Consider the following 26,986-nt stretch of genomic DNA (forward strand, 5'->3'; position numbering starts at 1 on the left):
GAGAGAGTGCTATGGCCGGGAATCAGTTAGCGCCCGACCGCCCGATAAAAAGCTCGCGGCTGTTGAGGGGTTTTCCCTGCAACAGAAAATCCGTCAGTGCCCGCATGACCTGTTTTGCCAGCCGGCGGGCCTCCGGCTTGTGCAGATCACCGGAAGCCAATGCCAGCAGCGCCTCGCCGGGCAGCCCGCGCAACCGGGTATGTTCCGCCGGGTTGGCCAGTATGCCCCGCTGGGGATCGTAACAGTACCGCTGACCGGCCTGAACCGGTTGCCCCAGATCGGTCACTTCGTCCCAGGCGAAGCCGTACCCGAGGCTTTGAGCCAGGGCCATTTCGAACTGGCGCAGAACCGGTTCCACGTCACCCTCAGCTGATGCAAGCTGGCCGAGGGCCTCGATGTAGGCCGCAAACAGTTCCTGGGCCGGGTCAAAGGGTGACAGCAGCTTTTGTAATAGCTCATTGAGGTAAAAGCCGCTGTACAGGGCCTTGCCATGGCCAAGGTGAATGCCCGGGCGGATATCGGTATGGGTCAGGGTCTTGAGGTCGGCACGGCCGGTCCAGTCCACCAGCAGCGGCTGGAATGGCTGCAACTGGGCCTTGAGGGCGCTGCGGGTGCTGTTGGCGCCCCGGGCCACCACCCCCACCTTGCCGTGGTTGAGGGTCAGCAGGTCCACGAGCAGGCTGGTTTCCCGGAAGGGTCGCCGGTGCAGCACGTAGGCGGGCTCCTGTTGTACGTGCCCTGCCATGCCGGCCTCAGCTGTCGTACATGCCCAGGCTTTTCAGTGCCCGGTCGCTGTCGGCCCAGCCGCGTTTCACCTTGACCCAGAGCCGCAGCATGACCTTGCCGTCAAACATGCGCTCCATGTCCGCCCGTGCCTCCTGGCCGATGCGGCGCAGGCGCTCCCCCTTGTCACCGATGACGATTTTCTTCTGCCCTTCGCGTTCCACCAGGATCAGCGCTGAGATGTGGAGGGTCTTGCCATCGTGGCGGAATTCCTCGATTTCCACGGCCACCGAATAGGGCAACTCGGCACCCAGCTGACGGGTGATCTTCTCCCGCACAATTTCGGAGGCCACAAACCGTTCGCTGCGATCAGTGATCTGGTCGTCCGGGTAGAAGTGAACGCTCTCCGGCAGGAAGCGGGAGACCGCCTCCTCCAGGGGTTCAATATTCTGGTCCTTCAGGGCCGACATGGGGATAATCTCGGCAAAGTCCCGCTTCGACGCCAGCTCCTCCAGAACCGGCAGCAGGGTTTCCCGCTTCTCCAGCTTGTCCACCTTGTTCACAGCCAGGATTACCGGGCAGGTCAGGTGGGTAAGCTTGTTCAGTACCATCTCGTCCGCGGGTGTCCAGTGGTGGCGGTCCACCACGAATACCACCACGTCCACATGCTTGAGTGCCGCCGATGCAGCCCGGTTCATATAGCGGTTAAGGGCCCGGGGCTCTTCCTCGTGCATACCCGGAGTATCCACGTAGATGGCCTGTACCGGCCCTTCGGTCTTGATGCCAAGGATCTGGTGCCGGGTCGTCTGGGGCTTGCGAGAGGTAATACTGAGCTTCTGGCCCAGGATATGGTTCAGCAGGGTGGACTTGCCCACGTTGGGACGGCCCACGATAGCCACGAAACCGCAGCGGCTGTCGGTATTGTCGGGCCGGGTAGTGTCATTCATCAGCTGTTCTCCACGCCCAGCTGCCTGAGGGCAGCGCGGGCGGCCTGCTGCTCGGCAATGCGCCGGCTGCTGCCGACGCCGGTGGTCTTGCGGTCCAGGGACGGCATGGCGCAGGACACATGGAAGGTCTGGGCATGGGCCTCACCATCCACCGAGATCACCTCATAGCGGGGCAGCGGAAATTGCCGCGACTGCAGGTATTCCTGCAGGCGGGTCTTGGGGTCTTTCTGGGTATCCTGGAGATCCAGGCGCTCCAAGCGCTTGTCGAACCAGGACAGCACCTGCTCCCGGCAGGTGTCGAAACTACTGTCCAGGTAGATGGCGCCAATAATGGATTCCACGGCATCCGCCAGGATCGAGTCCCGACGGAAACCACCACTTTTCATTTCACCCGACCCCAGACGCAGGTACTGCCCCAGCTCGAACTCACGGCCGATTTCCGCCAGGGTGACCCCTTTGACCATCCGCGCCCGCAGGCGGCTGAGCTGACCCTCCCGGGCCCGCTCGAAGTGATGGTACAGGTGCTCGGCAATGATCATGTTGACCAGCGAGTCACCCAGGAACTCCAGGCGCTCGTTGTTCTGGTTGCCGAAGCTGCGGTGGGTCACCGCCAGCAACAGCAGTTCCGGGTCTTTGAACTGGTAGCCGATGCGGCGCTGCAGTCTGTCCAGGTCGGGTTGGTTCGTCACTGTCCTGTCAGCTCGTAGAAATGACTGAAACTGATTACCGCATCCACGTTGGATACCACGTGGGTACGAACTTCGTAATCCAGGCTGATGACCACAGTGTCACCATCCTTTTCGATCTGGATATCCTTGGCATTGAAGCCATCCACATTGTTGACGCTCAGGCGCTTGGTCACCAGGCGACGCACATCCGCCGGGGTCATCTGTGCCAGCCCTTCTTCGCCATCAAGGCCTTCCAGGGCCCCCTGAACAGTGTAGTCATCAAGGTAGGCCGGGCCCAGCTTGATCACCAGCGTCAGCAGGCTGGCGAAGAACAGTACCGCAATCAGGATACCCAGGGTGGAAGCACCACGCTGCTGGAAGTGTTGGTTCATACGCACGTACCTCATGCTAGCGGCATTACGCCGACAAACGTTCGTAAAATCAGTCGATGGAGCCTACCCGGTCAAACGAGGGCAGGCTGGTGATGGAGGGCCACTGCATCCAGATCAGGAATGCCTTGCCGACGACCATCTCATCCGGAACCATACCCCAGAAGCGGCTGTCATTACTGTTATCCCGGTTGTCTCCCATCATGAAGTAGTGCCCATCCGGAACAATCCATTCCCCTTCGCCCACACCTGTACGAGCGCCCAGGTCACGATAGATCAGGTGTTCCACATCCCCCAGCTGTTCTTCCAGCATTTCATAGGGAGGCAGGTTCGCCACGAAACGGGTCGACACACGCTCACCGTTGACGAACAGTTCCTTGTTACGATAGCCGATCCGGTCCCCCGGCAGACCCACCACCCGCTTGATGTAATTGGTGGTGCCGTCTTCCGGGTAACGGAAGACCATGATATCGCCCCGCTCGGGGTCGCCAATATCCACCACCTTGGTGCCGGCCACCGGCAGGCGCAGGCCATAGGCGTACTTGTTCACCAGGATGAAATCCCCCACTTCGAGGGTTGGCAACATGGAACCGGAGGGAATCTGGAAGGGTTCGATCAGGAACGACCTCAGTACCAGCACGATGGCCAGTACCGGAAAAAATGACCGGCTCAGGTCTACCAGGTAGGGTTCTGGCGGGCCGGCCTGTTCATCTTTGGCGTCCGCTGAACCGCCACTGCCACTGGCTACCGCGGCACCCCCGGAAGACTCCCATGCGGCTTCCCGTTTCGGCCGGAGGAACAGCCGGTCACCCAGCCAGATAATGCCCGTGGCAAAGGTCAGCACGACCAGGATCAGCGGAAAATTGATGTCCATTCAGTAAAGCCCTAGTTATCCACTTTCAGTACCGCCAGGAAGGCTTCCTGGGGCACCTCGACGTTACCCAGCTGCTTCATCCGCTTCTTGCCTTCCTTTTGCTTCTGCAGCAGCTTCTTTTTACGACTGACGTCACCGCCGTAACACTTGGCGGTCACGTTCTTGCGCAGGGCCTTGACCGTAACCCGCGCAACCACCTGGTTGCCGATAGCCGCCTGAATGGCGATATCGAACATCTGCCGGGGAATCAGTTCCTTCATTTTCTCGATCAGCGCACGGCCCCGGTGATGAGCCTGTTCCCGGTGCACGATCAACGCCAGGGCATCCACCCGGTCACCGTTGATCATGACGTCCAGCCGCACCAGGTTGGCTGGCTGGAAGCGCACAAAGTGGTAGTCCAGGGAGGCAAAGCCCCGGCTGGCAGACTTGATGCGGTCAAAGAAGTCCAGCACCACTTCGGCCATCGGCAGTTCGTAGGAAAGCTGCACCTGGTTGGCCAGGAACAGCATGTTCTTCTGTACGCCGCGTTTTTCCTCACACAGGGCGATGACGTTGCCCAGGTGTTCCTGGGGCACCAGGATACTGGCCTCGACAATGGGCTCGCGCATTTCCTCGATGGAGCCGATATCCGGCAGGCGGGAGGGATTGTCCACCGCCATGACCTCACCATTGCGGGTCACCACCTCGTAGATAACCGTGGGGGCGGTGGTAATCAGGTCGATGTCGTATTCCCGCTCCAGCCGCTCCTGGATAATTTCCATGTGAAGCATGCCCAGGAAACCACAGCGGAAACCGAAGCCCAGGGCATCGGAGTTCTCGGGCTCGTAGAACAGTGAGGCATCATTGAGGGTAAGCTTCTCAAGGGCGTCCCGGAAGTCTTCGTAGTCGTCCGCACTGACCGGGAACAGGCCGGCGTAGACCTGGGGTTTAACCTTCTGGAAACCGGGAATCATCGGCGTTTCATCGGCATACTTCTGGTGCACGATGGTGTCACCCACCGGCGCCCCGTGTATGTCCTTGATTCCAGCCACCACAAAGCCCACATCGCCGGTGCTCAGTTCGCCGGTATCCTTCAGCTTCGGGGTGAAAATGCCCACCCGGTCAGCCGACCAGGCCTTGCCGGTGGACTTGATCTGGATCTTGTCGCCCTTGCGCATCACGCCCTGGCGGATACGCACCAGTGACACCACGCCAAGGTAGTTATCGAACCAGGAGTCGATGATCAGCGCCTGCAGCGGAGCCTTGGCATCGCCTACAGGCGGCGGAATGCGCCTGATCAGGTCTTCCAGCACATCCTCAACGCCCATGCCGCTCTTGGCACTGCAGCGAACAGCGTCCTGGGCTTCAATGCCGATGATGTCCTCGATCTCCTGGGCGACCCGCTCCGGCTCGGCCTGGGGCAGGTCCATCTTGTTCAGTACCGGCACTACCTCAAGTCCCTGCTCGATGGCGGTGTAGCAGTTGGCTACGGACTGGGCCTCCACGCCCTGGCCTGCGTCCACCACCAGCAAAGCCCCCTCACAGGCATAGAGGGAGCGGGATACCTCATAGGAGAAATCCACGTGGCCCGGGGTATCGATAAAATTGAGTTTGTACTCGATGCCGTCCCGGGCCTTGTAGTTGAGGGTGACGCTCTGGGCCTTGATGGTGATGCCCCGCTCCCGCTCCAGGTCCATGGAATCAAGCACCTGTTCCGCCATCTCGCGGTCGGTCAGCCCCCCGCAGACCTGTATAAACCGGTCCGCCAGCGTGGACTTGCCATGGTCAATGTGGGCGATGATCGAGAAGTTACGAATGCGGCTCAGTTCAGTCACAGACAAATGGTTACCCGTAGCAGACGTGTTCACCGGACAGTGGGTGCCCTCGGGCACCTGAAAGGCACTGCCCTCACGGTGGAGAATTTCAGGGCCGGCAGTCGAGAAAATGCCAGGCGCCTGCAAGGGCGGGATTTTACCGGTTGTCCAGCCTCATTACCATCGACCTGCCCTGTCGGCGACTCCGGAATTATGCGCACAGATCACGGAATCAGGGCCCGCTCGTACTGGTTGACCAGGTAACTGATCAGTGAGTCCTCGTCCAGCGGATGGCTGAACAGATTCCCCTGACACTGGGCGCAGCCGGCCTGCTGCAGGAACTGCAGCTGATGGGGCGTCTCCACACCTTCCGCCACCACGGTCAGGCGCAGTTTGCGGGCCAGGGCAATCACCGCCGACGCCACATCGGTGGCGTTGGAGTTGTACGGAATGTCGCGGATAAAGCGATCATCGATCTTCACCGCATCCAGGGGCAGCTGCTGCAGGGCGGCGAGCGAGCAGGCGCCACTGCCGAAGTCATCCAGGATCAGCCGGGCACCGGTATCGCGGAGGGCGTTCAGTAGCACCCGCAGGGTACGGGGGTCTTCATTGAGCAGTGCCGCCGGCAGCTCAAGCTCCAGCCGGTCCGGCATCACACCGGTTTCCGTGATGACGCGCCGGAACAGGTCCAGGAAGCCCGGATCAGTGGCCTGGCCCACGGACAGGTTGACCGCCACCCGCAGGCGCTCGAAGCCGGCCCGCTCCAGGGCCTGGATCTGTATACAGGCCTGGCGCAACGCCATCTCACCCAGGCGAATGATCAGCCCGGACTCTTCGGCCAGCGAAATGAACTGATGCGCCGAGATCACTCCCCGCTCCGGGTGCTGCCAGCGCAGGAAGGCTTCCACACCGATCACCTGCCGGGCGTCGAGGTCCACCTTCGGCTGGTAGTGCAGCACAAACCGGTCTTCGTCCAGGGCGTTGGCCAGTTCTTCCTGCTGCAGCAGGCGGCGGGCCGCCTGCAGGTTCATGGCGGGGGTAAAGAACTGATAATTGTTGCGCCCCCGCTCCTTGGCCCGGTACATGGCAAGGTCCGCGTACTTCATCAGCACGCCCGGGTCTTCACTGTCATGGGGAATCATGGTGACACCGATACTGACAGTGATGCCCACCTCATGTTCGTTCAGCCGTACCCGCTGACACAGACGACGCAGAATGGTTTCGGCCACCTTTGCCGTGGCCTCCGGCCCGCTGATGCGGGACAACAACACCACGAACTCGTCGCCGCCCAGGCGGGCCACCGAGTCTTCCTCGCGCACACAGCCGGTGAGCCATCGGGCCACGTGCTCCAGCAACTGATCGCCGGCGTCATGGCCCAGGGTGTCGTTGATGCGCTTGAAGCCATCCAGGTCCAGGAACATCAGCGCGGCCGGCTCCTGACTGCGACGGCTGCGGCGTACCACATGGGCCAGCCGGTCACGGAACAGCTGGCGGTTGGCCAGTCCGGTGAGCGGGTCGTAGAAGGCAAGGCGGTGCAGTTCCGACTGGGCCGCCCGCAACTGGGTCAGGTCCCGCAGGCTGAGCACCACCCCTTCAACCCCCGGCACGTCCAGCATGGAAGTAAAGGACCCCTCCATTTCACGCCACTCGCCGGAAGCATCCCGGATTCGCGCCCGCATCACCGGCATCTGCTCGCCCGGCTTGCGCAGCGCCTCCCGGAAGCCGTCCTGCAGGCGCGGCCAGTCATCACTGTGCACCCGGGTTTCCGAGGGCACATCCCGGGCGTCGTCAGGGTCATAGCCAAGAATGGTGTTGCAGGAGGGACTGACATAGGTGGCCCGGCCATGACGGTTCATGACGACCGTAATATTGCAGGCTCCCTCGGTGATGGCGCGGTAACGGCCGGCGCTCATCTGGGCCAGTACCCGGGAGCGGATCAGCGCCAGCGCGAACGCAAACAGCAGCAGACTGACCAGGATACCCGAACCCAGGACGATGGCCGGACGCGGATCGGACGCAAGGAAGTCAAAGGCCGGTGTCGAACGGGTCTGGATGACCCAGGTACGGCCGCCGTACTCGATCTGCTGGGTTTTCTCAAAGCTGAATTCCTCGTCCAGGGAGCCGAGGTTGGAGCCGTACATCAGGGTTTCCCGGCCCAGGCTGCTGCCGTCATAGATGCGGACATCGAGAAAGGGCGAGATCAGTCCGACGATACCGTCCAACAAATTGTTGGTACGGAACGCACTGAACACAAAGCCCTTGAGCAGCATGCGACGCTCCCCCAGGGACTGGGGCACCACACCGCCGTGGTAAACCGGGTAGTACATCAGGAAGCCGGCCTGGTCTTCCGCCACTTCCTCCTGCACCAGCACTACCTTGCCGGTCACCACGGGGCGGGCGGTATCCCTGGCCCTTTCAATGGCCTGGCGGTGGATGGAATCCTGGTAGGCGTCGTAGCCGAAGGCTCGCCGGTTGCGTTCCGTGGCGGGCTCCAGATAGACAATGGGATGGTATTCAGCCCGCAATCCCCTCGGGCGCACCACATAACCCTCAAAGCCCTCGGCTTCAAGCTCCTGCAGATGGCCGTGGAGTTCATTGATCATAAGACGCCGGGTATAGCCGATGCCCTGTATACCCGGGTAGTAACGGTCGATATTGACCTTTTCGATGTAGGTGCGCCACTCGTCCCGGGACACCTCTCCGGCGACGGAAAACAGACCCGCACTGCCCGCCAGCACCTGCTCATAGTTTAGCAGACGTTCCTCAATGGCAGTCTTGAGCTGAAGGGACTGGGTGTTGAAACGACTTTCAGTGCGGTCTTCGACGAGGCGGAGGGAGAGCACCCAGAGGGCCGCGGTAACGCAGAGGGCGATCCCCAGGACCAGCCAGGCCATGCGGCCATAATGGGGGCGGAGAAGGTCCCTGAGGGTTATATCTTTTTTGTTGATCATGTCCGAGTCCGTTCCCTGGAAATTCAACGCCTGCCGCGACCGCAATGACCAGGACGCGTTCCGTATTGCCAGTCTGGCCAAATAATGGCCGGAATGCCAGAAACCCGGCGCCATGCATCAATAGGGCGCCGAGTGTCGCATTCGTTAACAGGTAAAAATACCAGAAAGCCGCCCGACGGCATAGCGGACGGCAGATGAGCGGACCGCCAACCCTGTCACAGTTGGCGGTTGCGGACAGGCATCAGGGCTTCATGACCAGGTAGGTGGCCCTTCCCTCACGGATAATGCGAACCGAAACGGCCCGGTCTGACGGCAGGTTACTCACTGCCTCCCGGAAATCCTCGACATTGTTGATGGTCTGTCGGTTCAGTTCGGTGATGACATCGTTGCGGCGAATGCCTGCCTGGAAGGCAGGGCCACGCCCTACCTCGGTAACCACCACGCCGCCGGGGATATCCAGCCGGTTGGCCAGTTGGTCGGGCAGCGGCTCAACCCGCATGCCCAGCGGACCGTTGGCAGGCCCCGAGGGAGCACCTGGCGCGGCCGATGCGTCTTCTTCCTCAGGCAGGCGGCCGATTTCCACCTCCACGGTGCGCTCCTTGCCCTGGCGCAATACAGTCAGGGCCACCTCGTCACCAACGGGGGTGCGGCCGACCTTCGGCGGCAGGTCGGCAGAGCGTTCGATGTCCTCGCCTTCGTAGGCCAGCACGATGTCACCGGCCTGCAGCCCCGCTTTCGCCGCTGGAGAGTCCGGCATCACCTCGGCAACCAGTGCACCACGGGGACGGCTCAGACCGAAAGATTCCGCCAGGTCACGGTTAACCTCCTGGATCAGAACCCCCAGCCAGCCCCTGGCCACGGAACCCTCATCACGAAGCTGGCGGAACACATTCATGGCGTCATCGATGGGAATGGCAAAAGACACGCCCATGAAACCGCCCGAACGGGTGTAGATCTGCGAGTTGATGCCGACCACTTCGCCATCCAGATTGAACAGGGGCCCGCCGGAGTTACCCGGGTTGATGGCCACGTCCGTCTGGATGAACGGGACGTAGTTCTCGCTGGGCAGGGAGCGCCCGGTGGCACTCACAATTCCGGAGGTTACCGTGTAATCAAAGCCGAACGGTGACCCGATGGCGAAGACCCACTGACCGGGCTTCAACTCAGACGAACGCCCGATCCGGACCACTGGCAGGGGCTCGTCATCCTCGATCTTGAGAACGGCCATATCGGAGCGTGGGTCAGTGCCCACCACCCGGGCCTGCAGTTCACGACGGTCATTAAGGCGCACCATGACCTCGTCTGCACCTTCGATGACGTGGTTATTGGTAAGGACGTAGCCGTCCTCGCTCACGATAAAGCCCGAGCCCATGGAGCGCCTGGGCTGGGAAGAACCTCCGCCGAAGGGTGACTGGGGGCCGCCAAAGAAATGACGGAAAAACTCCGGCATCTGCTCCAGCTCCCGCTCGCTGAACGGTGACCGCTGCGTGCGGGGGTCCGGCTCTGACACCGTGCTGATATTGACCACCGCGGCGGAATTCTCCTCCACCAGGCCGGTGAAGTCCGGCAGCGACTGGGCGTTCGCGGACTGTATGAGCAGAAACGGAAGAAACGAAGCAACCAACAACGCAAACCAGGATGGCAGGTGCGTTTGCCGGGCCGGTAAAGCAGACTGGAAGAATCTTGTCATGTAATCGCTCCCTGTGACGTACTTTTTTTGAACCCTTGTCGTTGTTCGGGTGCCCTGCCCCTTTGGGTGGGCACTGTCAGTGAAACCAACTCAGATGTGGTGGTCATGCCGGGGATTTTCAACGTCTTACCGGGTGGGAACTGTTTTGATCAAGGCTCCCCGACCCGGGGCACCAGCCGCCCCATAACCGGCTGCCAGCGAGCTGTTCCGGCACGGGACTGACGCCCGGCCCACCAAAGCCCGGAGGCAAGCCCTGCCGCAGCGCAGAGCATGGCGGCAAGATCATTGCCCGGCAGCAATACCCCCGCCAGAGCCGTCGCCACCACCATCAACAGCAATGGAACCGCGTAAACCAGCAGGGAGGCTTTCAGCAGCGCGGACTCCTCGATGGCCACGGTAACCTGGTCCCCGGGCCTGGCCCGCAGGGTATTGGCCACACGGATTTGCCGGGACTGGCCGGACGACAACCCGGCCAGGGCCTTCTGGCCGCAGCCGTGACGGGCCTTGCAGGACTGGCAGGCACTCTCCCGGACAGTCTGCACCCAGGCGTCGTCGCCACTGACGGAGATAACGGTGCCGGTTTCGTGAATCATGAATATTCCCGTCAGTCAGCCAGGGCCCGGGCCAGGGCATTGCGGTCATCGACGGTGACCGACTGGGCCACCTGCATGGCCGTTTGTGGCGGAATTTCCCCCACTACCGTGACCAGGAAACGCTCCTGCCCGGTCTCGCCGGCTTCGGTGTAGTGCATGTAAAGGGTGGTGGCTCCCACGCGGGACGCCCCCTGGGGCATCTCCGGTGTCCCGGCCGGCTCCACGAAGACCGAGAAGGTGGCAAGGCCATCGGAAAATGCCACCGCCTGGCCACCACCTGCCTGTGGCGCGGCCGCCGGCATGAAGCCGTCCGGGCGCCAGCCCAGGTCCCAGCCATCCATGCCGCCGGGCTCTCCGGACAGGGGCAGTACCGGTGTGATGTCTTTCACCTCGACCCCGGCATCAACTTCAAACTCGGAGTCGGGAAGATCGTCGGTAATCTCGAGCATGGTGAACTGGAACCGTTCCAGCACTTCGTCCTGGTGGCGTACATGGCTCTTGAGCAGCAACCCGGTGCTCTTTTCCATCCACAGCCGGTAGCCATAGCGGTGATCATCCCGGGGTTGTAGTGCAATTACCACGGCCGGGTAGCCGGCGACCCGGTCCTCGCCCAGCAGCTCCGGCTGGTACCAGGCGCCCACGGGCACCTGTTGACTGGCGAAGGCTTCCGCGAAGGGACCGGAAGGTATGACCTGGTCCAGGTGGATGCGGCCATGCTCCGGCAGCACACACACCACCCGACTGCCCCGCCGGAGTATTTCCCCGTTGGCGCCATCCTGCACCACCAGCCGTTCATCCACCTGCCCGTTCCGATAACGGTGGGCAATCATCATGGAGTTCACCTGATCGCCCCGGGAATAGACAAAGATCCCCCGGTAGGTGGTCATGTTCAGGGCCGGACCAAGTTTCAGCAGCCACGACTCGGCGGTTTCCCGGGCGGCAGCATGACCGGGCGCCATGGCCAGGACCATGAGCGCAAACAGGCAGGCCATGGTTACGCCCCGTGCACATGGACACCTTTGCGCCGCAGGCATGGCCAGACTTGTGGAAACCCCATTCAATCGGATCAAACAAACACCCTCAACCCGTCAGTAACCCGTAGCCGGTCCGTTCGGGACCGGCAACTCCCAACCGTCCAGCGGTCCCGTCAGTATCCCTGACCGGAAACGCTGGTCACCCGTGCATAACCCAGCGCCCCGTGGCCCGCGCCCATACTGTTGTACTGGGCGTGCTCAAGAAGGTAGCGACTGATCTGTTCACGCTGCCGCTCGTTCAGGCCCTGCAGCGCCACCTCTGGCACAGTACCACTGGCCGCTGCCGGCACCTGGGCCTGTACCGGCACCAGGTCATCCGGGCCGCTTCCGGACATCACATCCCAGCCGCTGCCGGCACCGAATCCAATGGCCACCCCCAGGGCGATCATTGCCACTGCAGACCACCGCCAGGGGGCGTGGCGACGGCGAACGGTCCGGCGATGCTCAACCTCGGCGTCCGCCGTCTGGTCCAGGCTGGCACGGACCGCCGCCCGCACGTCGACACCGACGTCGCCGTGCGGCGCTTCATGTATGACATCGCGGATGCGCTGCCAGCGTTGCCACTGGTCCCGCACCGCCTGCTGGTCATGGTGGGACAGGACCCGGCGCACGGCCAGCTCGTCGGCCTGGTCATCCATCATGGCAGACAAGGTCTCTCTGAGCCGATCATCCATTGCCTGTACCTCGCTGATAAGCAGTAATCATGAGTTGTCCAGCATCGGTCCGAGCTGGCGATCAATGGCGTCCCTGGCCCTGAAGATCCTGGAACGAACGGTACCAATGGGACACTCGAGGATACGGGCGATGTCCTCGTAGGACAGGCCTTCGTACTCGCGAAGCAGAAACGCCGAGCGAAGTTCTTCCGGCAGGGCCCCCAGAGCCTTTTCAATGGCTTCCCGCAACTGGTCCCTCTGCAGGAACCCTTCCGGCGAAGCCACCTCCCGGAGGCGCCCGCCATCTTCAAAGCTTTCTGCGTCGGCCGCATCAGCCACGCCCTGGGGACGACGCCCGCGGGCCTCGAGGAAATTTTTGGCCGTGTTCACCGCAATCCGGTACAGCCAGGTATAGAACGCGCTGTCTCCGCGGAACCGCTCGATGGCCCGGTAGGCCTTCACGAAGGTTTCCTGGGTCAGATCCAGCACTTCCTGGCTGTCGTAGATGTACCGGCTGATAATGGAGGCGACCCTGGACTGGTACTTGAGCACCAGCAGGTCAAAGGCGGACCGGTCGCCCTGACGGGCCTTGCGAACCAGTTGCAGGTCCGTCTGGCCATCGGGTGCGGTGGGCCGGGTCTGTTCTGCATCCGGTTTCATGATGGGGCCGGCGGGTGCCTCCTTTAACTGGACCGCTGGACCTGACTGCCGTCGTTCGCTCATGATCATAGGCGCTGGTTCCACATATTGGCGGTGGCAGATCCGACCTCCATCAGGCCGGGAAACCACTCCGTTCCGTTGTGGGCAAATAGACAGCAGGCAGAAAGTTTAGTTCAATACTCGCCACATTATGGCCCGCGATAACGATCACATGCCACAGTCTCACGAATACGATGTTCTCATTATTGGCAGCGGCGCTGCCGGACTGACCGTCGCCCTGAACCTGCCACCCCATTTGCGGGTCGCCGTGATCAGCAAGGCCGCTATCACCAGTGGCGCCACACTTTGGGCGCAGGGCGGCATTGCGGCGGTACTCGACAGCGATGATTCCGTCGAGGCTCACATCAACGATACCCTCAGTGCCGGCGGCGGCCTGTGTCACGAGGACGCGGTTCGACACACAGTGGAGAACGCCGCCGAGAGTATCCGCTGGCTGATCGACAACGGTGTCCAGTTCACCCGCGACGAGAACGAACAGCTGCACCTGACCCGGGAAGGCGGCCACAGTCACCGGCGCATCATCCACGCCGCGGATGCCACGGGCAATGCGGTCTCCACCACCCTCAGTGAACAGGCCGCCAGGCGTGAAAATGTTGACCTGCTGTCCAACCGGGTAGCGGTGGACCTGATTACCAACCGCAAGCTGGCCCTGCCCGGCAACCGTTGTGTGGGCGCCTATATCCTGAATCTGGAAACCAGCCACGTGGAGCTGTTCCGGGCCAGGTTCACGGTGATTGCCACCGGCGGGGCCAGCAAGGCCTACCGTTATACCACCAACCCGGACGGTGCCTCCGGTGACGGTATTGCCATGGCCTGGCGAGCCGGGTGCCGGGTGGCGAACATGGAATTCAACCAGTTCCACCCCACCTGTCTTTACCACCCCCATGCCAAGTCGTTCCTTATCAGTGAAGCGGTGCGGGGCGAAGGCGGCGTACTGAAACTGCCTGACGGCAGTCGCTTTATGGATCGCTTCGACAGCCGGGGTGAGCTGGCGCCGCGGGATATTGTGGCCCGGGCCATCGACCACGAGATGAAACGCCTGGGGGCCGACCACCTGTACCTGGACATCAGCCACAAGCCGGCGGAGTTTATCCGCGAGCACTTCCCCACCATTTATGAGAAGTGCCTGGGCTTCGGTATCGATATCACCCGGGAACCCATCCCGGTGGTGCCGGCGGCCCACTATACCTGTGGCGGGATTATCTCCGACGAACGGGCCCGCACTGATATCAACCAGCTGTATGTGGTGGGCGAAGCGGCCTTTACCGGCCTGCACGGCGCCAACCGCATGGCCAGCAATTCATTGCTGGAGTGCCTGGTGTATGGCCGGGCGGCCGCAGCGGATATTACCCGGCGGGAGAACGATATTCCGGCTCCGCCGAAGGCGCCGGACTGGGACGAGTCCCAGGTCCGTGACTCCGACGAGGATGTGGTGATTTCCCACAACTGGGATGAACTCCGCCACTTCATGTGGGACTATGTGGGCATTGTGCGCACCACCAAGCGACTGCAGCGCGCCAAGCACCGGGTCGACCTGCTGGCCCGGGAGATCAGCGAGTTCTACAGCAATTACCGGGTCACCAACGACCTGCTGGAACTGCGTAACCTGGTTACCGTGTCTGACCTGATCATCTGCTCGGCCATGCAACGGAAGGAAAGCCGGGGGCTGCACTTCACCCTGGATTACCCCGGCCTGCAGAACGACCCGGAAGACACCATACTGGTACCCACCACGTACCGTATTGCATCACCCTGAGTGCCGGAATACCCCCAAGGCACCCCATTCTCAAGTGAGCCCTGAATCGATGTCCGAAAAATCCCAAGCCGAGTTCAATCGCCTCTGGTGGCACAGCCGTCGCGGCATGCTGGAACTGGATGTGCTGCTGATTCCCTTCCTGGAGGAAGCCTATCCGTCGCTGCCGGAAGAGGATCAGCAGCGTTACCACAAGCTGATCGAATGCGAAGACGCGGACATGTTCGAATGGTTCATGCAGCGCAGTGAGCCGGATGATACGGACCTGCGCCGCATTGTCCGGCTGATCCTGGATCGTGTACAACCGGATTGATCTGACCCTCGGCCGGTCCACGCTGGCGGGCGTGCTTGCCGCCGGCCCCTGGGCCTTTCTGGCCATGGTCGCCCTGGGCCTTACCGTCACCGGGCACTGGCTACTGGCACCCACACCGGTCCTGCTGCTGGGAACGGGACTGAGTCGCTGGCGTCACAACGGGTCGCTGACCTCCCCGGGCGCGGTAGTGAGGATGACTACCCGGGGGCAACGGCTGTATGTACGATTGGCCAACGGCCACGAAGAAGAGGCGGTGCCGTCCGCAGGCAGCCGCATTTCCGGACGTTACCTGGTGCTGGACCTGAGGGGACAGAGTAGCGGCCGGCGCTATCCGCTGATCCTGCTGCCCATGCCCCTGGGTAATGCACCCGGGGCGCCCCTGCGGCGGCTGCGGGTGTGGCTGAGGTTGATGCCGGAGCCCCCTGCCCCCATTGATAACACCCCGTGGTACAAGAATTTTTCGCAACGCATCTGGCCCGGAGACAAGACCCATGACCACCGATACCAGTAATATCGCCCGTCGTCACCCGGAGCTCCCGGCTGCTGCACTGCTGGATGACCGCATACTGTTCCGGGTCAGTGGACCCGGCACGGACGACTTCCTGCAGGGCCAGCTGAGCCAGAACCTGGCCGACGTGGTGGCGGACCATTCGCCCCGGGCAGCGGCCAGCACCCCCAAAGGGCGCGCCTACCTGCTGACGCGGCTGGTCCGCGATGGCGAGGATATCCTGCTGACCATGCCCGCCAGCCTCGCGGATGACGTGGCTGCCCACTTGAACAAGTACCTGATGCTGTTCCGAGGCACGACCATGGAACGGCTCAACAACGGCCGGATTGTCGGTCTTGTCGGTGAAGCCGCTGCGGGGATCCTCGCCGGCGATGACCTGCCCCTGCCCCAGGGGGTTAACGACACCCTGGTAACGGAAGATGGTTACCTTGTCCGAACCAATGGTACCGCCGAGGGCATTCCCCGGTTCGAGTTCTGGCTGACGGAAGGACTGGATAAGAAGCTTCGGGACAAGATTGACAGGCTACACCGGGCCTCGGTGACCGAGTGGGAGGCCAGCGAGATCGCCGCTGGGGTACCCGAACTGACCCCGGAAACCCGGGAAAGCTGGGTGCCTCAGATGCTGAACCTCCAGCACCTGGAAGGCATTCACTTCAAAAAGGGGTGCTATACCGGTCAGGAAGTCATCGCCAGGATGCATTTCCTGGGGCAACTCAAGAAGAGCCTCTATCGCCTTGGTGCGAAATCAGGGAACCAACCGGCACCGGGATCTCCGGTGATGGCCGGTGACAAATCCGCCGGCGAGGTGGTACGGGCCGTTACCTTCGACGATGGTTCCGTCCAGTTACTGGCCGTGTTGCGTCACGCTGACGCCGAAAAGGACCTGCACCTGCCGGACGCGGACCAGCCCCTGCAGATCCTGTCACTGCCCTACACGGTCCCGGAACGTGAGGTAGCGCCGTCAGATACATAAGGTGACAGGAAATCACCTCCGGATCTGCTATAACGGTGCCATCTGGCACGTTAACCGAACGATCAGGGACCTGAACGCATTATGTCCACCATTGTTGACACCATTCGTGACGATATCCTGTCGGCTATCGAGAGCGACAAGCTGATCCTGCCTACCCTGCCGGAGGTTGCCCTCCAGGTTCGTGACATCGCCGAGGCGGAAGATTCGTCCATCATGGACCTGGTGAAAGTCATCAGCAACGATACCGCCCTGTCGGCAAGACTGATACGCGTCTGCAACAGCCCGCTGTTCCGCGGCAGCCGCGCCATCGAGAATCTGAACATGGCAGTGAGCCGGCTGGGGATGGCCTATACCAGTAACCTGGCCATGGGCCTGGCCATGGAGCAGATGTTCCAGGCCACCTCCGACATGATCGACAAACGCCTGCGGGCGAACTGGCAGACCAGTACCGAGGTGGCCGGAATCTGCCACGTGCTGGCCCAGCAGTACACCCGCCTGAAGCCGGACCAGGCCACCCTGGCCGGGCTGGTACACATGATCGGCGTACTGCCCATTCTGCGCTATGTGGAGGACCAGGACGTACAGATCAGCAGTATCATGCTGGACAATGTCATCGATGAGCTGCACCCGCGCATTGGCGCGAGCATCCTCAAGCGCTGGGACTTCCCGGAAGACCTGCAGTTGGTGCCGCTGGAATACCAGAACTACAGACGCCAAGTGGCGTCGGCGGACTACGCCGACCTGGTCATGGTCGCCAACCTGCAACTGCTGGCGGGCACTGACAATCCGGTTAACGAGATGGACTGGAGCACGATCAGTGCCTTTGACCGGCTGGGGCTGGACCCCAACGCCAACCTGAACGAAGAGGAAGACCTGAACGCTCAGATGGAAGCCGCTATGGCTTTGTTGAAGTAGCTACTTCAGCTTTGGGTGCCTGGCTGTGGTGGGGCCTTCTACCCCGCTGATCTCTTTGTGTACCTTTCCAGCAGTTCAGTCTTGCTGGGTAGCGACCAGTCGATGGGCGTCTGGCCGTTCTCCTCCAACCACTGGTTGGCTTTGGAGAAGTGCTTGCAACCGAAGAATCCCCGGTAGGCGCTCAGCGGTGACGGGTGCGGGCCTTCCAGCACCAGGTGGCGGCTGCGGTCGATGATGCGGCCTTTCTTGCGGGCATAACTGCCCCATAGCAGGAAAACCACCCCTTCCCGGTGCTCATTGATGGTCTCGATAACCTTGTCGGTAAAATGCTCCCAGCCTTTGCCCTGATGGGCGCCAGCGTTGCCCTGCTGAACCGTGAGCACCGCATTGATCAGCAGAACGCCCTGCTCCGCCCAGGGCTGCAGGCAGCCATGGTCCGGGGGCTCGATACCCAGGTCGTCGCGGATTTCCTTGAAGATATTGACCAGTGATGGCGGCACGGCAACACCCGGGCGCACCGAGAAGCAGAGGCCGTGGGCCTGGCCCGGGCCGTGGTAGGGATCCTGGCCGATGATGACGACTTTCACCTGGTCCAGCGGGGTGCTGTTCAGGGCGTTGAAGCAATGGCGGCGTTCCGGGAACAGCACCTTGCCGGCAGCTTCCTCCGCCGCCAGGAATTCCGCCAGTTGCTGCATGTAGGGCTGACGGAATTCGTCCGCCAGCCACTGGTCCCAGCCGCGCCCGGGCTTGAGCTCCCGGGCCAGGATCTCGGCGGGATGCATGGCGTTACTCGGCCTCGTCGTGCTTGTGTTCGTGCCGGTGCTCCGGGCGCATGGCCGGGAACAGGATGACGTCACGGATGGACGGGGAATCGGTCAGCAGCATGGCCAGCCGGTCAATACCGATGCCCTCACCGGCCGTGGGCGGCAGGCCGTATTCCAGCGCCATCACGTAATCCTCATCGTAGAACATGGCCTCGTCGTCGCCGGCGTCCTTCTCGGCCACCTGGGCGTGGAACCGCTCCGCCTGGTCCTCGGCATCGTTAAGCTCGGAGAAGCCGTTGGCAATCTCCCGACCACCCACGAAGAATTCAAAACGCTCGGTGACGAACGGGTCACTGTCCTTGCAACGGGCCAGGGGCGAGACTTCCTTTGGATACTCGGTGATGAACGTGGGCTGCATCAGCCGGTGCTCGGCGGTGGCCTCGAATAACTCGATCTGCACCTTGCCCAGCCCCCAGCCGGCCTTGACCTGGATACCCAGATCCTGGGCCACCTGGCGGGCCTGCATGTCGTCAGCCAGCTGCTCCCGGGTGATATCCGGGTTATGGCGCAGAATCGCATCCACCACGGTCAGGCGCTCGAAGGGCTTGCCGAAATCGTAGGCGAAGGTCTCTTCCGTGCCGTCCCCCAGGGTACGGGTGTTGGTGACCGTGGTGGTTCCCAGCACCTTTTGCGCAATGGTACGCAGCATGTCCTCGGTGAGGTCCATCAGGTCGTTATAGTCCGCGTAGGCCTGGTAGAACTCCACCATGGTGAACTCGGGGTTATGCCGGGTGGAGAGCCCTTCGTTTCGGAAGTTGCGGTTAATCTCGAAGACCCGTTCAAAACCGCCCACCACCAGGCGCTTGAGGAACAGCTCCGGCGCAATCCGCAGGTACATGTCGATACCAAGGGCGTTGTGGTGGGTGACAAAAGGCTTGGCAGTGGCACCACCAGGGATCACCTGCAGCATGGGGGTTTCCACTTCCATGTAATCCCGCTCGGCGAAGTATTGGCGCATGACGTTGATGATCTTCGAGCGGGCGTGGAACACCCGGCGGCTTTCCTCGTTCATCATCAGGTCCACGTACCGGTGACGGTAGCGGGCCTCGGTGTCGGTCAGGCCCTTGTGCTTCTCGGGCAGCGGCCGCAGGGACTTGGTGAGCAGCACGTACTCATCCATGGTGACATAGAGATCGCCCTTGCCAGACTTGGACAGGGTGCCACGCACGCCGATAATATCGCCCAGATCCCAGTGTTTGGTGTCTTTCTGAACGTCCTTGGAGGCATAGACCTGGATGCGGCCGGTCATGTCCTGGACCACCTTGAACGCCTTGCGATCGAGCATCATGCGGCCGGCAATGGCCACCCTGATGCCCAGGGACTCCAGCTCTTCCTTGGATTTGTCGCCGTATTTCTCCTGCAGCTCGGCAGCCGTGGCGTCGCGGCGAAAATCGTTGGGGAAGGGATTGCCCTGTTCGCGCAGCTCGGCCAGCTTGGCGCGGCGCTCGGCAATCAGCTTGTTGTCCTCGGTGTGTGTGGCGTTCGGGTTGTGGTCAGTCATCTTGGCTCACAGAATAGGTCGGAGTTTCCGGGTTAGAGCGATGGCGGATGGCGCCGTTACAGCGCCATCTTGAGACTGGCTTCGATGAACTTGTCGATGTCACCGTCCAGTACGTTCTGGGTGTTGCTGGTTTCCACCTTGGTACGCAGGTCCTTGATGCGGCTGTCATCGAGCACATAGGAGCGAATCTGGCTGCCCCAGCCGATGTCGGACTTGGCATCTTCCTGCTTCTGCTTCTCGGCGTTACGCAGCTGCATTTCCCGCTCGAACAGCTTGGCCTTGAGCTGTTTCATGGCCTGGTCCTTGTTCTGGTGCTGGCTGCGGCCAGCCTGGCAGGCCACGACGATACCGGTGGGGTTGTGGGTCAGTCGCACAGCGGACTCGGTCCGGTTGACGTGCTGACCGCCGGCGCCAGAGGCCCGGTATACGTCCACCCGCAGGTCGGCGGGGTTGATTTCAATTTCGAAGCTGTCGTCCACTTCCGGTGATACGAACACCGACGAGAAGGAGGTGTGGCGACGGTTGCCGGAATCAAACGGGGATTTCCGCACCAGGCGGTGGACGCCGGTTTCGGTGCGCAGCCAGCCGTAGGCATAGTCGCCCTGGACGTGGATGGTGGCACTCTTGATGCCGGCCACTTCTCCTTCCTGGAGTTCAACGATCTCGGCCTTGAAGCCACGGCGCTCGGCCCAGCGCAGGTACATGCGCAGGAGCATGTTGGCCCAGTCCTGGGCTTCGGTACCACCGGAGCCGGCCTGGATGTCCAGGTAGGCGTTGTTGGCGTCCATTTCGCCGGAGAACATGCGGCGGAATTCGAGTTTTTCGAGTTCCTTGTCGAGACTCTCGAGGTCATTCTCGATGTCTGCGACGGTATCTTCGTCCTCTTCTTCAGCGGCCATTTCCAGCAGGCTGTCGGCGTCGTCGAGGCCGGTGGTGAGGTTGTCGATGGTGCGTACGATCAGTTCGAGGTCGGCGCGTTCCTTGCCCAGGGCCTGGGCCCGGTCGGGGTCGTCCCAGACGGTGGGTTGTTCGAGTTCGCGTTCGACTTCGGTCAGGCGTTCACTGCGCTGATCGTAGTCAAAGATACCCCCTGAGCGCTTCAGTGCGCTCACGAAGTTCCTTGATCTTCGTAACTATGGGATTGATTTCCATGGGACCCTTTTGCTCATGTTGGTCGATGGCTGAAAACAGAGGCGGAATTCTACCGGAATTCCTTTTTTAGTTCAGCCATTGCAGGCGTTCGAACTTTGGGCAAAGGCAAGCGGCCGGGTAAGGCTTTCCGGGATACGCTGTGAATACATCCCTGTACGCTCGGGCTCCGCCATCCATGGCTCCTCACGATCCCGGAAAGCCTTACCCGTCCACTCGCTGAGACGCCGTGCTTGCCGCTCCGGTAATTGGACTACCCCATGACCCTACACCCTGGCTTGGCCGTGACAGGTCAAATTTCATAAGCAGCTATAGATTGCAGCCCTACTTCTCCAACCGAAAAAACGTCTCCCGGTAATGTTGCAGTTCCGCAATCGAGTCCCGGATGTCATCCAGGGCCAGGTGGGAGCCTTTCTTGCGGACGCTGTCCAGTACGTCCGGGCGCCAGCGGCGGGCCAGCTCCTTGACGGTGCTGACGTCCAGGTTGCGGTAGTGGAAGAAGGCTTCCAGGCGGGGCATGTATTTGACCAGGAAACGTCGGTCCTGGCCGATGCTGTTGCCGCACAACGGGGAGGTACCCGGTTCCAGGTGCTGGGCGAGGAAGTTGAGGGTTTGTTCCTCGGCGGCGGATTCGGTGATGGGGCTTTCTTTTACCCGCTGGGTCAGGCCGCTGTTACCGTGGGTGCGGGTGCACCATTCGTCCATGGCGTCGAGCACCTCGTCACTCTGGTGAATGGCCAGTACCGGGCCTTCGGCGATGACCTTCAGGTTAGAGTCGGTGACGATGGTGGCGATTTCGATGATCCGTTCCTTGTCCGGGTCCAGGCCGGTCATTTCCAGGTCTATCCAGACCAGGCGGTCGTTGCTTTCTTCGGCCATGGCGGCGTGTCTCCAGTGTTTTACAGAGTGTGAGGCAAGGTCTGATATGATGAAGCATCCCAACTTCCAGAACAATCAGGATTCCCATGGCGAAACGCCGCCTCAGCAAGCAGCAGCAACACCGTATCCAGAAGATCCAGGCCGAGCGCACCCGCCGTGCCGGCAAGCGGGAGCAGGCCATTGATGCCCAGCGGGAAGCCGGGGAGCTGGGGCCTGAACAGTCCGGGCTGGTGATTGCCCATTACGGCCAGCAGCTGGATGTGGAGGCGCTGGAGGGTGACCACCGGGGCAGGTTGTTCCGCTGTTTTGTACGGGCCAATATTGACAGCCTGGTGACCGGCGACCGGGTGACCTGGTGCGAGGGTGCCGACAATACCGGGGTGATTGTGGCCCGGCAGGAGCGTCATTCGCTGCTGCAACGGCCGGATAACTTCGGGCAGCTGAAGCCGGTGGCGGCAAATATCGACCATATTGTGCTGGTGATTGCGCCAGAGCCGGAACCCCATGACAACCTGATTGATCGGTACCTGGTGGCGGCGGAGAACACTGACATTCCTGCCGTACTGCTGCTGAACAAGGCTGACCTGCTGACGGATGAGAACCGGGGGCGTATCGGGGCCATGCTGGACCGCTACCGGGCCCTGGGCTATGAGGTTGTAGAGGCCTCCGCCCACCATCCGGATGCCCATGGCGGCGCGATAACCGCCCTGGTGAAGGACCGCACCAGCGTGTTTGTGGGACAGTCCGGTGTGGGCAAGTCATCCATTATCCAGACCCTGGTACCGGACCGGGAGCTGAAGGTGGGAGCCTTGTCGGAGAGCACCGGCAAAGGCACCCATACCACCACGACCGCCCGGCTGTTCCACCTGGATTGCGGCGGCGACCTGATTGACTCACCCGGTATCCGGGAGTTCGGTCTGTGGCACATGACCACTGCGGAAATCGAGTTCGGGTTCCGGGAAATCCGGGAGGTGATTGGTCACTGCCGGTTCCGGGATTGCCGCCACCAGGGGGAGCCGGGCTGCGCCCTGGACGCTGCGGTGGCAGACGGAAGCATCACGCCGGAACGGCTGCACAGTTTCCGGCGCATCCTGCAGGCCATGGAGGAGCAACAGGCAAGGGGCCTGAAGCTCAGTTGATCCAGCGCGCTGCTCGCACGGGAGTGCGCTCTTACCAGTTCAGTTCATCCGGGCGAACGGGTTCTTCACCTTCGGCCCAGTCACCGCTTTCCAGCTGCTCCCGGGCCGCCTCCTGCTCCGCCTCTGACGGCCGGGTCAGGTCAATCAGCGGTTCACCGGACCGCCCTGCCCGGCCTTCAATCTCACCGGCGGCTTTCTTGTTGAGGACAATGATGGAGATCCGGCGGTTCACCGGTGCGGTGGGGTTTTCCTTGTCGAACAATACCGAGTCACTGAGACCCACTACCCGGCCAATCTGGGCCGGCCGGACGCCGCCGGTCACCAGGGCCCTGCGTGCCGTATTGGCGCGGTCAGCGGACAGCTCCCAGTTGGTATAGCCGGGGCGGCCACTGAACGGCGTGGCGTCAGTATGGCCGGTGATGGAGAGCTTGTTGCTGACGGAACTCAGGGGCTTGGCCAGTTCATAGAGAATGTCCTGGGAATAGGTCTTGAGCTGGGCGCTGCCGCTGTCGAACATGGGCCGCTGGGAGCGGTCCACGATCTGGATGCGCAACCCCTCGTCGGTGATGTCGATCAGCAGCTGGTCCCTGAACTCGCTCAGGGTGTCACTGTTCTCGATCTGCTCCCTGAGGTCCTGGAACAGCTCTTCCATCTGACGCTGCTCCAGCTGATCCGCCAGGCTTTCGATACGCTGCTCATCCACGGAGATGGTGCTGTCGGCCTGGTCCGCATCACTGGCTTCCATTACCGAGGCACTGCCACCCAGGTCCACCGGATTCTGGCTGCCGCCCTCGGTGTAGCCCACCGGGTCCTTGAAGTAACCCTCAACGGCCAGTTTCTGCTCGGGCGTGGCGTTGGTGGTGAGCCACAGCACCAGAAAGAATGCCATCATGGCGGTGGCAAAGTCAGCAAACGCGACTTTCCAGGAGCCACCATGGTGGCCGGCAGCCCTTTTCTTGACGCGCTTTACAATAATCGGTTCGTCAGCCACTACAACACCTGCGCAAGGCCGGTTTTCTGCCGGGCGTTACTTGGAACGGACATGGTCGTTGAGTTCCTGGAAGCTGGGCCGCTTGTCACTGGGCAGGGCCTTGCGGCCGAACTCGATGGCCATCTGGGGGGCCTGGCCGGACACCGTGGCAATGATGGAGGCCTTGGCACATTCATAGGCCCGCAGCTCATACTTGGCGTGATGTTCCAGGGCGATGGATGTCGGCCCCACAAACCCGTAACCCAGCCAGATACCCAGGAAGGTACCCACCAGGGCGGCGGCGACACTCAGGCCGATTTTCTCAGGGCCCTCGGTCATGAAGTTCATAGTGATGACGATACCCAGTACCGCGGCCACGATACCCAGACCCGGCAAGGCGTCAGCGATCTTGTTGACGGCGTGGGACGGCTCTTCCAGCTCGTGCTGCCGGGTATCCAGCTCCTGGTCCATCAGGCCTTCCAGTTCGTGGGGGGCCATGTTGCCGGAGCTGATGATACGCAGGTAGTCGGTGACAAACGCGGTGAGGTGCTTTGACTTCATCACCGCCGGGTAGCGGGTGAAGATCTGGCTCTGTTCCGGGTTATCGATATCTTCCTCGATAGCCATCACACCCTGTTTGCGGGACTTGTCGAAGATGTCATACAACAGGCTCAGCAGGTCCATGTAGAACGCCTTGTTGTACGGGGACCCGGTAATCAGCCGCATGACCCCGGCAAAGACCTCCTTGATGGTGTGGAACGGGTTGGCAATGATAAAGGAGCCGACGGCCGCACCGCCGATTATCAGTACCTCCGTTGGTTGCCACAACACCATCAGGTTGCCGCCGTGAAGCACGTAGCCTGCCAGTACACAGACCACAACGATGATACTACCGATTATTAGACCCATGGATTCCTGACCATCTGCCTGTTATTAGTAACCTGTCGAACACTGCCGGTGAGCAGTACCACTCGTGCGCAGCCCGGTTAATGCGTTGACCTGCGGCGAATTAACCAAACGGGACACCAGGACTGGCAGGTTATTCGTTAGCCAGTCACGATAGCAATGACATTTTGTAACCGGAAAACCAATAAATGATTTCTACCAATAAGCCGGATTTTGGTAAACTCACGCCTCGTTTTTGCGAAGGCCCCTGACCTATGCTTGACCGGCTTTTTGTCCTGGTACAATACATTCTGCCGCAGCTTCTGATTTCCCGGCTGGCCGGGAAACTGGCCGACACCCGGCCGCCCAGATCCATACTGACCGCGGTGATACGCTGGTTTATCGGCCGCTATGGCGTAAACATGAGCGAAGCAGCGGACGAAAACCCGGCCAGCTACCCCACCTTCAACGCCTTTTTCACCCGTGAGCTGAAACCCGGCATGCGCCCCCTTGCCGGCGGCAACGAAACCTTGATCAGTCCCGTGGATGGCACCATCAGCCAGCTCGGTCAAGTCAGCAGCGACCGCATCTTCCAGGCCAAGGGCCAGTCTTTCAGCCTCACCGAACTGCTCGGCGGCGACACTGACCGGGCAAAGCCGTTTGAAGGCGGCGAATTCGCCACCATCTACCTGGCCCCCAACGACTACCACCGCATCCATATGCCGGTGGCGGGCAAACTGCAGGAGATGGCCTACGTGCCGGGCAGACTGTTTTCGGTCAACCCGGTGACGGCGGAAGCCGTGCCGGGGCTGTTCGCCCGCAACGAGCGGGTTGTAACCATCTTCGACACAGACGCCGGCCCCATGGCCATGGTACTGGTCGGTGCGATGATTGTCGGCAGCGTGGAAACCCGCTGGGGCGGGGTTATCGCGCCGTCCGGCGGCAAACGGGAAGTGACCACTTCCGACTATCGCCATCAGTCACCTGGCGTCCGGTACGACCGTGGTGACGAAATGGGTCGCTTCCGACTTGGCTCCACCGTCATCCTGGTGTTCCCGAAAGGGGCCGCCCACTGGCAGGACACCCTGCAGTCCCGGGAACGGGTGCGCCTGGGCCAGGCGCTCGGCTCCGTTACGACCGCTCAGCCGGAAACGCCAGCACCTCACTGATATCGTCCACCCCGCACCTGAGCATCAACAGCCGGTCCAGCCCCAGGGCGACGCCGGCACACTCCGGCAGGCCGGATTCCAGTGCCGCCAGCAGCCGCTCGTCCACTGGCATTGCCGGCCTGCCCAGCTCACGACGGCGGGCGTTATCCGCCTCGAACCGGCGGCGCTGCTCGCCGGCATCCGTCAGCTCCCAATAGCCGTTGCACAACTCGATACCCCGCACGTACAGCTCGAAACGATGGGCGACCGGGTGCCCCCCCTCTTCGCTGATACGGGCCAGTGCCGCCTGGCTGGCGGGGTAGCGGGTCACGAAGACCGGGCGATCAAAGCCAAGGGCCGGTTCAACCCTGAAGCTCATGATCAGATCGAGGCAGCTGTCCCGGTCCAGCTGATCAACCATGTCCGCATCACCGGCCAGCGGATAACAGGCTTCACGCAGCTCTGCGATGCCGGCGGTCATCGGGTCCAGTCCGGCGTACTCCTGCAGCAATGACCGGTAGGGAATCCGTTCAGGTTCCGGAGTACCCAGCCAGCCACTCACCAGGTCGGACACTTCACCCATCAGCTGGCCGTCATCCCAGCCGGGGCGATACCACTCCAGCAGTGAGAATTCAGGATTATGACGGCGCCCCCGCTCGCCGTCCCGGAACACACGGCTGACCTGGTAGATACTGCCGCTGCCCGCAGCCAGCAGGCGTTTCATGTGGTATTCCGGTGATGTCTGCAGCCAGCCGGTCGGATGCGGCCAGCCAGCCACCGGATGCGGGGTGGCGGCAATGCTGCCGATATTCACATCGGTAACGCCGCACTGTCCCAGCACCGGGGTTTCCACTTCCAGCACACCCCTTTGCGCAAAAAAACCGCGCACCCAGCCCAGCTGGCGTGCGCGGTTTTCGAGAGTCTGCCGGGTGGCAGTGGGCTGCCAGGACGACGCTGTTTCTGACAGCGACTGGTCCATGCCCATCATCAACCC

26 protein-coding genes are annotated in these 26,986 nt (G+C 61.8%); 7 read left to right on the top strand and 19 right to left on the bottom strand.

Going from position 1 to position 26,986, the window contains the following annotated elements; genetic code table 11:
- Window positions 1–22: 22 nt before the first annotated feature.
- The 12 genes from recO to rpoE all read right to left on the bottom strand — a co-directional run bounded on the left by recO (window position 23) and on the right by rpoE (window position 12,975).
- Complete coding sequence (recO, locus tag ACESMZ_RS11820; protein ID WP_372972668.1) at window positions 23–745, bottom strand: DNA repair protein RecO; 723 nt, start codon at window positions 743–745, stop codon at window positions 23–25.
- 7 nt (window positions 746–752) lie between these two features.
- Window positions 753–1,670 (bottom strand): GTPase Era, encoded by a 918-nt coding sequence (gene era / locus ACESMZ_RS11825; RefSeq protein WP_372956753.1) that lies wholly within the window; start codon window positions 1,668–1,670, stop codon window positions 753–755.
- Window positions 1,670–2,359: a ribonuclease III gene (gene rnc, locus ACESMZ_RS11830; RefSeq protein ID WP_372972669.1), complete on the bottom strand. Its 690-nt coding sequence runs from the start codon at window positions 2,357–2,359 to the stop codon at window positions 1,670–1,672. Before rnc ends, era begins: the two co-directional genes overlap by 1 nt.
- On the bottom strand, window positions 2,356–2,730 hold the full coding sequence (locus ACESMZ_RS11835; protein ID WP_372956751.1) for a DUF4845 domain-containing protein: 375 nt from the start codon (window positions 2,728–2,730) through the stop codon (window positions 2,356–2,358). The genes rnc and ACESMZ_RS11835 overlap by 4 nt, the downstream gene beginning before the upstream one ends.
- 49 nt (window positions 2,731–2,779) lie before the next feature.
- A complete protein-coding gene (lepB, locus tag ACESMZ_RS11840; protein ID WP_372956750.1) occupies window positions 2,780–3,601 on the bottom strand; it encodes a signal peptidase I in 822 nt (273 codons plus the stop codon).
- Between the two features lie 11 nt (window positions 3,602–3,612).
- Window positions 3,613–5,415, bottom strand: a complete 1,803-nt coding sequence (lepA, locus tag ACESMZ_RS11845; RefSeq protein ID WP_372956749.1) for a translation elongation factor 4 — start codon at window positions 5,413–5,415, stop codon at window positions 3,613–3,615.
- Window positions 5,416–5,618: 203 nt separating this feature from the next.
- The gene (locus ACESMZ_RS11850) at window positions 5,619–8,345 is read right to left on the bottom strand and encodes an EAL domain-containing protein (RefSeq protein ID WP_372972670.1); all 2,727 of its coding nucleotides are present in this window, start codon (window positions 8,343–8,345) and stop codon (window positions 5,619–5,621) included.
- A 241-nt stretch (window positions 8,346–8,586) separates the two neighbouring features.
- Window positions 8,587–10,035 (bottom strand): DegQ family serine endoprotease, encoded by a 1,449-nt coding sequence (locus ACESMZ_RS11855; RefSeq protein ID WP_372956747.1) that lies wholly within the window; start codon window positions 10,033–10,035, stop codon window positions 8,587–8,589.
- 149 nt (window positions 10,036–10,184) lie between these two features.
- Window positions 10,185–10,628: a SoxR reducing system RseC family protein gene (locus ACESMZ_RS11860; RefSeq protein WP_372956746.1), complete on the bottom strand. Its 444-nt coding sequence runs from the start codon at window positions 10,626–10,628 to the stop codon at window positions 10,185–10,187.
- Between the two features lie 11 nt (window positions 10,629–10,639).
- Window positions 10,640–11,620 (bottom strand): MucB/RseB C-terminal domain-containing protein, encoded by a 981-nt coding sequence (locus ACESMZ_RS11865; protein ID WP_372956745.1) that lies wholly within the window; start codon window positions 11,618–11,620, stop codon window positions 10,640–10,642.
- Between the two features lie 155 nt (window positions 11,621–11,775).
- Window positions 11,776–12,336, bottom strand: coding sequence for a sigma-E factor negative regulatory protein (locus ACESMZ_RS11870; protein WP_372956744.1), 561 nt, complete (start codon window positions 12,334–12,336; stop codon window positions 11,776–11,778).
- 27 nt (window positions 12,337–12,363) lie between these two features.
- Entirely contained in the window at window positions 12,364–12,975 is a 612-nt protein-coding gene (gene rpoE / locus ACESMZ_RS11875) for an RNA polymerase sigma factor RpoE (RefSeq protein ID WP_372972671.1), read from the bottom strand.
- Window positions 12,976–13,186: 211 nt separating this feature from the next.
- Between rpoE and nadB the strand changes: the two genes are divergently transcribed.
- From nadB to ACESMZ_RS11900, 5 genes are all read left to right on the top strand, one after another.
- Complete coding sequence (gene nadB, locus ACESMZ_RS11880; protein WP_372972672.1) at window positions 13,187–14,791, top strand: L-aspartate oxidase; 1,605 nt, start codon at window positions 13,187–13,189, stop codon at window positions 14,789–14,791.
- Between the two features lie 49 nt (window positions 14,792–14,840).
- The gene (locus ACESMZ_RS11885; protein WP_372972673.1) at window positions 14,841–15,101 is read left to right on the top strand and encodes a succinate dehydrogenase assembly factor 2; all 261 of its coding nucleotides are present in this window, start codon (window positions 14,841–14,843) and stop codon (window positions 15,099–15,101) included.
- The gene (locus ACESMZ_RS11890) at window positions 15,085–15,612 is read left to right on the top strand and encodes a hypothetical protein (RefSeq protein WP_372972674.1); all 528 of its coding nucleotides are present in this window, start codon (window positions 15,085–15,087) and stop codon (window positions 15,610–15,612) included. Before ACESMZ_RS11885 ends, ACESMZ_RS11890 begins: the two co-directional genes overlap by 17 nt.
- On the top strand, window positions 15,593–16,582 hold the full coding sequence (locus tag ACESMZ_RS11895; protein WP_372972675.1) for a YgfZ/GcvT domain-containing protein: 990 nt from the start codon (window positions 15,593–15,595) through the stop codon (window positions 16,580–16,582). The genes ACESMZ_RS11890 and ACESMZ_RS11895 overlap by 20 nt, the downstream gene beginning before the upstream one ends.
- Before the next feature lie 81 nt (window positions 16,583–16,663).
- Window positions 16,664–17,497 carry an HDOD domain-containing protein gene (locus ACESMZ_RS11900; RefSeq protein ID WP_372972676.1) on the top strand — a complete coding sequence of 278 codons (834 nt, stop codon included), beginning with the start codon at window positions 16,664–16,666 and terminating at the stop codon, window positions 17,495–17,497.
- A 38-nt stretch (window positions 17,498–17,535) separates the two neighbouring features.
- Here ACESMZ_RS11900 and ung read toward each other — a convergent pair whose 3' ends face one another.
- The 4 genes from ung to orn all read right to left on the bottom strand — a co-directional run bounded on the left by ung (window position 17,536) and on the right by orn (window position 21,850).
- On the bottom strand, window positions 17,536–18,279 hold the full coding sequence (gene ung, locus ACESMZ_RS11905) for a uracil-DNA glycosylase (protein ID WP_372972677.1): 744 nt from the start codon (window positions 18,277–18,279) through the stop codon (window positions 17,536–17,538).
- Window positions 18,280–18,283: 4 nt separating this feature from the next.
- On the bottom strand, window positions 18,284–19,822 hold the full coding sequence (lysS, locus tag ACESMZ_RS11910) for a lysine--tRNA ligase (RefSeq protein ID WP_372972678.1): 1,539 nt from the start codon (window positions 19,820–19,822) through the stop codon (window positions 18,284–18,286).
- Between the two features lie 56 nt (window positions 19,823–19,878).
- Window positions 19,879–20,974 (bottom strand): peptide chain release factor 2 gene (gene prfB, locus ACESMZ_RS11915; protein WP_372956735.1). Its coding sequence is split into 2 segments (ribosomal slippage): window positions 19,879–20,901 and window positions 20,903–20,974, totalling 1,095 coding nucleotides; the frame shifts between segments, so codons are not numbered across the junction.
- Between the two features lie 321 nt (window positions 20,975–21,295).
- On the bottom strand, window positions 21,296–21,850 hold the full coding sequence (gene orn / locus ACESMZ_RS11920; RefSeq protein WP_372956734.1) for an oligoribonuclease: 555 nt from the start codon (window positions 21,848–21,850) through the stop codon (window positions 21,296–21,298).
- Window positions 21,851–21,936: 86 nt separating this feature from the next.
- Here orn and rsgA point away from each other — a divergent pair, with 86 nt between their 5' ends.
- Window positions 21,937–22,989 (top strand): small ribosomal subunit biogenesis GTPase RsgA, encoded by a 1,053-nt coding sequence (gene rsgA, locus ACESMZ_RS11925; protein ID WP_372956733.1) that lies wholly within the window; start codon window positions 21,937–21,939, stop codon window positions 22,987–22,989.
- 31 nt (window positions 22,990–23,020) lie between these two features.
- On the opposite strand, the gene motB is transcribed toward rsgA, so the two are convergent.
- Together motB and motA are read right to left on the bottom strand one after the other, a co-directional pair.
- Window positions 23,021–23,980 carry a flagellar motor protein MotB gene (gene motB, locus ACESMZ_RS11930; RefSeq protein ID WP_372956732.1) on the bottom strand — a complete coding sequence of 320 codons (960 nt, stop codon included), beginning with the start codon at window positions 23,978–23,980 and terminating at the stop codon, window positions 23,021–23,023.
- 36 nt (window positions 23,981–24,016) lie between these two features.
- Window positions 24,017–24,868 carry a flagellar motor stator protein MotA gene (gene motA / locus ACESMZ_RS11935; RefSeq protein WP_372956731.1) on the bottom strand — a complete coding sequence of 284 codons (852 nt, stop codon included), beginning with the start codon at window positions 24,866–24,868 and terminating at the stop codon, window positions 24,017–24,019.
- Window positions 24,869–25,119: 251 nt separating this feature from the next.
- Between motA and asd the strand changes: the two genes are divergently transcribed.
- On the top strand, window positions 25,120–26,013 hold the full coding sequence (gene asd, locus ACESMZ_RS11940; RefSeq protein WP_372956730.1) for an archaetidylserine decarboxylase: 894 nt from the start codon (window positions 25,120–25,122) through the stop codon (window positions 26,011–26,013).
- Here the strand turns inward: asd and epmA are convergent.
- Complete coding sequence (gene epmA, locus ACESMZ_RS11945; RefSeq protein WP_372956729.1) at window positions 25,976–26,971, bottom strand: EF-P lysine aminoacylase EpmA; 996 nt, start codon at window positions 26,969–26,971, stop codon at window positions 25,976–25,978. The two genes, asd and epmA, sit on opposite strands and share 38 nt — an antisense overlap.
- Between the last annotated feature and the right edge of the window lie 15 nt (window positions 26,972–26,986).

Source organism: Marinobacter sp. (assembly GCF_041690615.1).
Lineage (GTDB): Bacteria > Pseudomonadota > Gammaproteobacteria > Pseudomonadales > Oleiphilaceae > Marinobacter.

Coding starts and splice junctions, on each gene's coding strand:
- ACESMZ_RS11865 (WP_372956745.1), bottom strand. CDS start 11,620: ATGGCCTGCCTGTTTGCGCTCATGGTCCTGGCCATGGCGCCCGGTCAT.
- recO (WP_372972668.1), bottom strand. CDS start 745: ATGGCAGGGCACGTACAACAGGAGCCCGCCTACGTGCTGCACCGGCGA.
- lysS (WP_372972678.1), bottom strand. CDS start 19,822: ATGACTGACCACAACCCGAACGCCACACACACCGAGGACAACAAGCTG.
- lepB (WP_372956750.1), bottom strand. CDS start 3,601: ATGGACATCAATTTTCCGCTGATCCTGGTCGTGCTGACCTTTGCCACG.
- ACESMZ_RS11850 (WP_372972670.1), bottom strand. CDS start 8,345: ATGATCAACAAAAAAGATATAACCCTCAGGGACCTTCTCCGCCCCCAT.
- ACESMZ_RS11855 (WP_372956747.1), bottom strand. CDS start 10,035: ATGACAAGATTCTTCCAGTCTGCTTTACCGGCCCGGCAAACGCACCTG.
- era (WP_372956753.1), bottom strand. CDS start 1,670: ATGAATGACACTACCCGGCCCGACAATACCGACAGCCGCTGCGGTTTC.
- ung (WP_372972677.1), bottom strand. CDS start 18,279: ATGCATCCCGCCGAGATCCTGGCCCGGGAGCTCAAGCCCGGGCGCGGC.
- ACESMZ_RS11870 (WP_372956744.1), bottom strand. CDS start 12,336: ATGGATGATCGGCTCAGAGAGACCTTGTCTGCCATGATGGATGACCAG.
- asd (WP_372956730.1), top strand. CDS start 25,120: ATGCTTGACCGGCTTTTTGTCCTGGTACAATACATTCTGCCGCAGCTT.
- ACESMZ_RS11860 (WP_372956746.1), bottom strand. CDS start 10,628: ATGATTCACGAAACCGGCACCGTTATCTCCGTCAGTGGCGACGACGCC.
- motA (WP_372956731.1), bottom strand. CDS start 24,868: ATGGGTCTAATAATCGGTAGTATCATCGTTGTGGTCTGTGTACTGGCA.
- epmA (WP_372956729.1), bottom strand. CDS start 26,971: ATGGACCAGTCGCTGTCAGAAACAGCGTCGTCCTGGCAGCCCACTGCC.
- nadB (WP_372972672.1), top strand. CDS start 13,187: ATGCCACAGTCTCACGAATACGATGTTCTCATTATTGGCAGCGGCGCT.
- orn (WP_372956734.1), bottom strand. CDS start 21,850: ATGGCCGAAGAAAGCAACGACCGCCTGGTCTGGATAGACCTGGAAATG.
- ACESMZ_RS11895 (WP_372972675.1), top strand. CDS start 15,593: ATGACCACCGATACCAGTAATATCGCCCGTCGTCACCCGGAGCTCCCG.
- ACESMZ_RS11835 (WP_372956751.1), bottom strand. CDS start 2,730: ATGAACCAACACTTCCAGCAGCGTGGTGCTTCCACCCTGGGTATCCTG.
- rsgA (WP_372956733.1), top strand. CDS start 21,937: ATGGCGAAACGCCGCCTCAGCAAGCAGCAGCAACACCGTATCCAGAAG.
- rpoE (WP_372972671.1), bottom strand. CDS start 12,975: ATGAAACCGGATGCAGAACAGACCCGGCCCACCGCACCCGATGGCCAG.
- ACESMZ_RS11885 (WP_372972673.1), top strand. CDS start 14,841: ATGTCCGAAAAATCCCAAGCCGAGTTCAATCGCCTCTGGTGGCACAGC.
- ACESMZ_RS11900 (WP_372972676.1), top strand. CDS start 16,664: ATGTCCACCATTGTTGACACCATTCGTGACGATATCCTGTCGGCTATC.